Genomic DNA, 7,588 nt, shown 5'->3' on the forward strand with positions numbered 1-7,588 from the left:
CCTCTATTCCGCCGCCTTCGCGGTTCTTCTTGCGGTCGCGGGCGAGACATCAAGCATTGAGAACCCCATTTTCGTATTTTACACCAATCCGATCCTGATCGATTTCGCTTTCGGCATCGTCATCTTCAAGCTTTCCAACTCCGGGCTGTTCCCTTTCAAACTGCCGTGGAGCGGGGCCGTTACCCTCGCGGCGGCGGCAGTCGCCTTCGGAGCCTTAGCAGCAGTCTTGCGTCCTTTCTGTTGGCCGGCGCTGCCCCGTCTCCTCGCGCTCGGCATGCCGATGTCGGTCCTGTTGCTGGGGGTTGTCGCTCTGGAGCAGCTCGGTGTCTTCAGCGACTCCAAGCTCTTGAACTTTCTCGCCAAATGCACTTATGCGATCTACTTGACCCACTGGTTCGTGGCTATCGTATCCGAGAAGCTCGTTGCCGAAAGCGGAGATTCGGCGCGGCTCGCCTCGGTGCTGTTGTTCGTGACGCCCATGGCCGTCACCTGCGTTTCGGTGCTGGTTTATCTTTTTGCTGAAGTGCCGCTGACCCGATATCTCTCCGGCCGCTTCACAGACAGCTGAATGAGACGGAGAGGCTGGCGATGAGGTTGCACCTCCCCCTACGCCTTTGGTCGATTGTCATCCCCTAGCCTTTTAGACGGCATGACCTTCCAGCCGATTTGTTGGAGGATGGGCCCGGAAACCAAGTCTTTGTCCTCGATCGTGGCGTGGTGCCTGTGCTGGCCCACATCAGGTCGCTCCGATAACCGAGGCGACCAATCAGGTAAGGGGAGCCTGTGCTGATGCCCAGCATCAATGTAGTCATACCCTGCTACAACGCTGATCGGTTCCTCGCGCAATGTATACGCAGTGTGCTTTCGCAAGGCATCGACGATCTCCGGATTGTTGTTATCGATAACGCGTCAACAGACGACAGCGTGGAAGTGGCACGCCGACTTGCCGCCCAAGACAGCCGGGTTGAAGTCGTGTGCCACGCCAGGAATGTAGGGCCAATTGCGTCCTTCAACGAAGGCGTCGAGCTTGCGCGAGGAGACTACTTCATCCTTTTGTGCGCCGACGATCTCCTGACAGACGGCTCGCTCCAACGCGCCGTTGATGTCCTCGAAAGCAATCCTGGGGCTGCTTTCGCCATAGGGTCTGATCTCAGCATGATCGAGGGGAAGGATTTTGCCGAACCAAGTCAACCAGATGGATGGCGCGTAACGGCGGGTGCCCGGTTCATTGAAGACTGTTGTCGTCATCTGGGCCATCTGGGAGTGTCCCTGGCCTTGGGAGCGGTGCTGGTCAGGATGACTGCGCAAAAGGCGGTGGGTCACTACCGTGCGTCACTCGCGCACGCGCCCGATTTGGAGATGGTGCTTCGCCTCGCGCGGTTGGGTTCAATCGTGGAATTCGAGGGCGCGCTCGGTATCCGACGCGTGCATGCAGCACAAATAACGGTGGTCCACTTTTCGGACAAATTAACGCAATTGAAAGAACGAGAGGCGGTATTCGCCAGCTTCTTCTCGTGCGAAGGCGCTGCCATGCCGGCGGCATCGGGGCTTCGTCGCATGGCAATGCGCCGGGTTGCCGATGCCGCTTATTGGTCGGCAGTCTCTCATATTGTCCGAGGAAGGACCGCTTGTGGCGTCGAATTGCTTAGATATAGCTTTTCGCTGTCTCCGATATTGAGGCTGTTTCCGCCGCTGGGCCATCTTTATCGAACGAAGGGCGCCGTCAGACGGGCCTTGGCAGTGGTTTCCGGTCGGTCGGGCTCGTCCACCCGCCAAGTGGAGCATGCGGATACAGCATAGTGCTGATCAAATCCTGTCGAGTGCCACTTTAGAGAGGCGCCCGCCTCCCTACACCATTTGTGATGACAAGCTGCTATCAGCCACCTGGCCTGCCTTGCGGAGCCAAGACAGGAACGGGCCATAGCACACATCGCAGGAAAAGAGGCTGGCGAATACATGCGCGGTACCCTCGGATTTCTGACGCCGAAGTTCCGCATTGCTTAACAGCGCGATGACCGCCTGTGCAAAGTCTGCACCACCATTGGCCACGATCGCTCCCTCATCAAGTTGGTGGGGGTCACCTGCGTCCACACCTATCGAGGTCGTCACGAGGGGGCGGCCGTAAGACATGGCCTCGGCCACCTTTATCTTGACGCCGGCGCTGCCGGAAACGAGCGGGGCCACGACAAGCTGGGCGCGCCTATATTCGGGAGCGAGGTCCGGGAGCGCTCCCACACACTCCAGGCCGGCCGCCGGCGTAACCTCACATGTGAAGGCGGCGGTTCCGACGATGCGAACCCTTGCCGTGGGGCATGAGGTTCGAACAGTTGGCCAGACCTCCTTCAGGAACCACGACAGTGCGGCACGATTTGGCTCTGTGGCATTCCCGACGAAGAGAACGATGGGCTCATTGCTGTCGGGTTGCTTTTCGTGATTGTCGAAGCCCATGCCAAGAGAGATCACGCGTGTCACCCCGAGATGGTTGCGGGCGTAGGAGGCGTCATCCTTGCTGTTGAAACCGACACACTCTGCCGCCTTCAGCGAGTTTGACAATCTCTTTTCCTCGGTCCAATTCTTGTCCGGGCCGGGGGTTGCGCCGGCCTCCCAGCGCGCTGCCCCGTTGCGGTGCTGAAGATGGCCAACAAGTGAGAAAACCCTGTTACCGTTGCGGGAGAGGCCAGGGGCGAAATGCACGGCATCGTGGAACAGTATGACGGCGTCCGGCCGTCCAGCTTCGATACGGTCAAGCACCCACTGAGTCTCTCCCTCGGAAAAGTTCTGGTCCGTCGTTGGGGAAACAGGTGCGGTCTTCCGTCCAAGGAACGATCCGGCCAGATGCCCGGACCGAAGCAACTCCGTGGATAGAAATGTTCTCTGGCCCAATCTGATACTTCGACGAACCTGCCACGAAGAAAACTGCTCTATTTCATATACGCTCCTACAGACTGGACTCCTTCGGCCGCGCGCTATGTTGGATACATACCCGTGTACCTCGTGGCCGGACTTCAGGAGATATCGCCCGAACGCCTGGATATAGGCGCCGTCTCCGCCGAAGAACGCGTCGTACGGATAGCTATGGACGATTGCTATACTGGCCATTTGCCCTCCAAAAAGCTTCTCTCTCGGGCCTTCGCCGGTCGAAGTCGCGGGCTGCGTCAAGCGCCGGCCCGCGCCTCGCCTCGAAAGCCCAGCAGCACATCCTGAAACAGCTTGAGCTGCCCCAAGACGAACAGCAAGACGAATGCATAGATACTGATCAGAACCAGCCCGCCAGCCGCGAGCCGCAGAAGCGAAGGAACCTCCGGGCCGAGATAGCGCTGCACTGCCAGCGCACCCACCGAGGCCACGATGCCGGCCATCCATGGCCTCATGATCGTCCGCAACAGATCCCCGACTGAAACCGGCGTTCCGTGCAGGCTCCACACCAGGTGTGGATAGAGCCAGAGCACCAGCGCCGTCGAGTAGCTCAGTGCAACGCCCTCGGGGCCGAAGGAGATTCCTGCGCAGTAGGAAGTGATGACGAGAGGGGCGATGGCGAAAGCCAGATACAGGCTGCGCTTCTGCTTGCCGGTCGAGATGAGCAGCCAATATGTAGGGTTGATGATCCCGAACACCAAGATGGTAGGCGTGAGCAGCCGGAAGATGGTCGCCGCCCCCGTCCATTGCGAGCCCAGCACCACGGTGATGATCTCATGTGCGAACAGGAACGAGAACATTGTGATGGGAACCGTCACCGCGATGACGATCGAATATCCCTTGAGGTAGAAGTTCCGCAACCGCGCGGGATCATGCTGCATTCGTGACAACGCCGAGAACAGTACCGCACCGACGGCGCTGTTGATGGTCGCCGTAGGGATGCCAATCAGCTGGAAGGCCCGGGTATACAATCCGAGCGACGCAGCGCCCCAGAGCCGCCCGAGAAGGACTTTCTCCACATTGTAGCCAATATAGACAACGAGGTTGTTCAGCGTGACGATTCCACCGAAATGCAAGAGCGAGCGAATATTGGCGCCGCGTCGAGGCCATCCAGGAATCCACCCGGTGGCGATCCAGCAGCCCAGGCTGTTGATTGCCGGCGAGATAAGTGTCGGGGCGATCAGTGCCCAGTAGCCGTAGCCACGCAACGCGAGCAGCACACCGGACAGGATGCCCACGCACAGGGCACCCGTTTCGATCGCGCTGAGTGTGACATAACGCAAGTCGCGCTCGATCAGAGCGGCATGTTGCACGCCGGCCGCGTTAAGCAGGAAAGCTGGAGCGACCGCGATGGCGATCCTGAGTAGACGCGGCTCATGGTAGAAGGCTGATATCGTGTAGGCACTCGCGGCGCAGAGCAGCGCGAGAAAGACCCCTACCAGTATGTTGATCCAGAACAGTGCCGAAACCTGGTCAAACGAAATCTCATGCTTTTGGATGGTAGCGGAGGAAAGCCCGGCGGTGGTGAAGACGTCGAAAATGCCTGTGAGTGCCACCACCATCGCGACCAGGCCGAAATCGTCAGGGCTGAGCAGGCGTGCCAGGATGGCAATATAGCCCACCCTGAGAATCAGGTTCACCCCCTGGCTCACCATCCTGGCGACGCCACTTTGAATGGCTTCCCTTTTAAGGTTGCGGGGTTCGCCTTTGGCACTGAGGGCCTTGTGGGTCATGTATCACTGGCTGCATACGCGCTTGTTTCCGTTTGAGCTGCCGTAGCATGCCCCATGTGAGCGATTGCCTCGCCAGGCACCCGTTCCAGCCAAATTTCTCGCCACCAGGGATAGACGGCTCTTGGGCACTGCATCCGGCAATCGCTATACCTCGAATTGCACCAGACTTTCTCCAGGATGACCGCCGGTCCCCTGAGCCGGTTGAGAAGTCCGGTCTTTTCATTGACAAACGCTGTTACTCGCGACCGGACCCTGAAAGTATGGTCGCAATAGGGGACCATCTCAGCGTCGAAATACAGGCCACGGTTCTTATTATCCGTGTCTAGGGTCTTGAGGATTTCTTCATAGGACTTAACCCTGATCAGCTCCCCCGGTTGGAGATCAAGCTTGATGGTTGGAACCGGCTGGCCGGCAGGTATCGATCCCCGATATCGTGGGAATGAAACGCCACCGTAAATGTGCTGCACCTTGTCATACAGCCAGCTGACAATCACGGAGAGCCTCCCGAGATGCAGACGGCCCATGTAGTGATAGATACTGAATACTGCTGCATAGATGAATCCGACCAGGAGACGCTTTTTGCTGGCGTTTCCCGATGCATAATCTTCCACATACTGCCGGGCATCCCACCAAGAAAGTGGGGTGGTCGCATCCAGAAGTTCTGTGGCTTGGCATGAGTATCTCGGACCACCTGAAAGTGGCTGGCTCTTGGCGCGCGTACCAGCCAGCACGTCGCTTTCCGTGCAACCTTTTCCATTCGCCGCGTTGGTTCGCGGCGCGATTGCTTCGTCCGAGGACGCCACAGGCCTGAGCCATGCCTCTTTCCAGAAGACCAGGCACGCTGCCTGACAACCTCCAAACGCGTTGCCGTCGCACCTCAGGTTTTCAAGATGGATGCCTCCGGATAACTTGCGTCCGCCAGCAAAATTGATCGTGTCACATGTCTTGTGCGCGCGCTTGTAAACACGAAAGCGGTGACCACAATATTGAAACATCTGTGGCATGAAAGGAAGCTCCTCAAGTCGACCATTTCTGTCGAGCGTAAGAAGGATTTCTTCCTTGGACCGAATCTCTACCCAGTCGCCGACCCTCAGTGACATGCAGCACTCCCGTCCACAGCGCGCTCCGCAACCAATGTCATTTGCCTAGTGCCGTACCATAGCATCCCTGGAATCCGACAGCCGTCCCCGAATTAGCGGTAGCTACCTTCCACTTTTGACGGAGTGGAGCCATCGCTGTCACATCACTACGATCCTTCTCTCGGACCCGAACGGTCTCAAAGGCATTTGGGCGGGCTGGTAAGGGTTAGGTGCGGTCGGGTGGAGGCCAGTCCAAATAGGCTGTCCCATGACCACCGTCAAAAGGGGTAACGAGAGCCCGCGCTCAACCGTATGGGCAAATTGCGCGAAGTGTGTGCAGTCCCCACTATCCCGGATCTCGAAATCGGGCAGGGAGGCTTGTTGCCGTGTCGTTTCGTCTCGCAATCGTTGCAGCCTGCCTGCTGGCAACAGCCGCGCCTGCATCAGCCGATTTCCTCTGGGGCATCAATGGCCATCCAATAGTCTCCTATCCGGGCATTCCGGTGGAAAGGCAACTCGACTTCATCAAGGATCTCGGCCTGAAATCGTACCGCGTCAACGTTTCAGGCGTGGACAACGCGGATATGCTCTCCAACCTCGTCGACGCCGGGAAGGCGAGAGGGATCGAGATCCTGCCCGTCATCACGCCTGCGGTCGCCGATCTGGACAAGGATAGTCCGGAAGAGCTCTACGCGAGCACCCGGAAACTGGCGGTCACCCTTGCTACCAGGTTCAAGAACGACATCCGTGTTTGGGAACTCGGCAACGAGATGGAAAACTATGCCATCATCAAGCCCTGTGAGAAACGCGACGATGGTTCGCAATATCCATGTGCATGGGGACCTGCGGGCGGAACAGGACCGCTCGATTACTACGGCCCGCGATGGGTAAAGGTGAGCGCTGTCTTGAAGGGCCTGTCCGACGGCATGACAGAGGTCGATCCGAGCATAAGGAAGGCGATGGGCACCGCCGGTTGGGGCCACACCGGAGCGTTCGTGCGGATGAAGCAGGACGGGATCGCCTGGGATATTTCTGTGTGGCACATGTACGGCGATGACCCGGAATGGGCGTTCCGTGAAATCTCGAGATACGGCAAGCCGATCTGGGTCACCGAATTCAACAATCCTTATGGAAGTCAGCGCAGCGAGCGCCAGCAGGCTGACGGCATCAAGCAGACGATGACGCGGCTTAGCGAACTCAAGGACAAATATAAGGTGGAGGCCGCGCACATCTACGAACTGCTCGATGAGGCCTACTGGGCCCCCGGCTTCGAAGCCAATATGGGATTGGTGAGGCTCGTGGCTCTCTCAGATGGCAAATGGCGGACCGGCGAGCCTAAGCCTGCCTACAAAACGGTACGGGACTTCACCCGCGGCCCCCTGCCGATACCCAAGCCCCATCGGGACTGCGACCCCGAGGCCGCGGCTGCGGACCAGTCCCTACCGGCGCGGCAGGCAAGTTTCGTCTACTGCCTCATTCTTGGCCGCAAGGGCGACACGGCCAGCGTCAATCAGTGGTCGGCGGCACTTGAAGACGGAGCGACCAAACTCCCCGACATGATCATGGAAATGATGCGCTCGCACGAATTCGAAACCAGATATGCCACGATCGGCCTGACAGACCGCGCCTATGTCGGGTTTCTATATCTGTTGCTTCTGAACCGGTCCGCGGACGGCAACGGGCTTGAAACCTATACCTATCAACTGCGTCAAGGCTCAATGACGCGTGAGGCCGTGGCCTTCGGAATCGCCACGTCGGCGGAGTTCAACACCGGACACGCCGCGATGCGCGAAACATCCGCGGTCGCGGGGCCTGGGTGAAATCGAACCAACAAGCGCTAATTGAGTCTCGGATCGGGAA

Annotated in this window: 6 protein-coding genes; 3 read left to right on the forward strand and 3 right to left on the reverse strand. The window is 58.6% G+C overall.

The window, feature by feature from the left end; translation table 11 throughout:
- Both EN879_RS38995 and EN879_RS16645 read left to right on the forward strand, forming a co-directional pair.
- A partial coding sequence (locus EN879_RS38995; RefSeq protein WP_206520959.1) for an acyltransferase family protein occupies window positions 1–568 on the forward strand: 568 nt, incomplete at its 5' end.
- A gap of 221 nt (window positions 569–789) precedes the next feature.
- Window positions 790–1,800, forward strand: a complete 1,011-nt coding sequence (locus EN879_RS16645; protein WP_024505411.1) for a glycosyltransferase family A protein — start codon at window positions 790–792, stop codon at window positions 1,798–1,800.
- 48 nt (window positions 1,801–1,848) lie between these two features.
- Here EN879_RS16645 and EN879_RS16650 read toward each other — a convergent pair whose 3' ends face one another.
- The 3 genes from EN879_RS16650 to EN879_RS16660 all read right to left on the reverse strand — a co-directional run bounded on the left by EN879_RS16650 (window position 1,849) and on the right by EN879_RS16660 (window position 5,749).
- A complete protein-coding gene (locus EN879_RS16650; RefSeq protein ID WP_164753915.1) occupies window positions 1,849–2,751 on the reverse strand; it encodes a glycosyltransferase family 4 protein in 903 nt (300 codons plus the stop codon).
- A 404-nt stretch (window positions 2,752–3,155) separates the two neighbouring features.
- A complete protein-coding gene (locus tag EN879_RS16655) occupies window positions 3,156–4,649 on the reverse strand; it encodes a lipopolysaccharide biosynthesis protein (RefSeq protein WP_024505409.1) in 1,494 nt (497 codons plus the stop codon).
- Window positions 4,646–5,749, reverse strand: coding sequence for a hypothetical protein (locus tag EN879_RS16660; protein ID WP_024505408.1), 1,104 nt, complete (start codon window positions 5,747–5,749; stop codon window positions 4,646–4,648). The genes EN879_RS16655 and EN879_RS16660 overlap by 4 nt, the downstream gene beginning before the upstream one ends.
- Window positions 5,750–6,231: 482 nt before the next feature.
- Here EN879_RS16660 and EN879_RS16665 point away from each other — a divergent pair, with 482 nt between their 5' ends.
- On the forward strand, window positions 6,232–7,548 hold the full coding sequence (locus EN879_RS16665; RefSeq protein WP_245460914.1) for a DUF4214 domain-containing protein: 1,317 nt from the start codon (window positions 6,232–6,234) through the stop codon (window positions 7,546–7,548).
- The last annotated feature ends 40 nt before the right edge of the window (window positions 7,549–7,588 follow it).

It is taken from the genome of Mesorhizobium sp. M7A.F.Ca.AU.002.02.1.1 (genome assembly GCF_003998535.1).
Classification (GTDB): Bacteria; Pseudomonadota; Alphaproteobacteria; order Rhizobiales; family Rhizobiaceae; genus Mesorhizobium; species Mesorhizobium ciceri.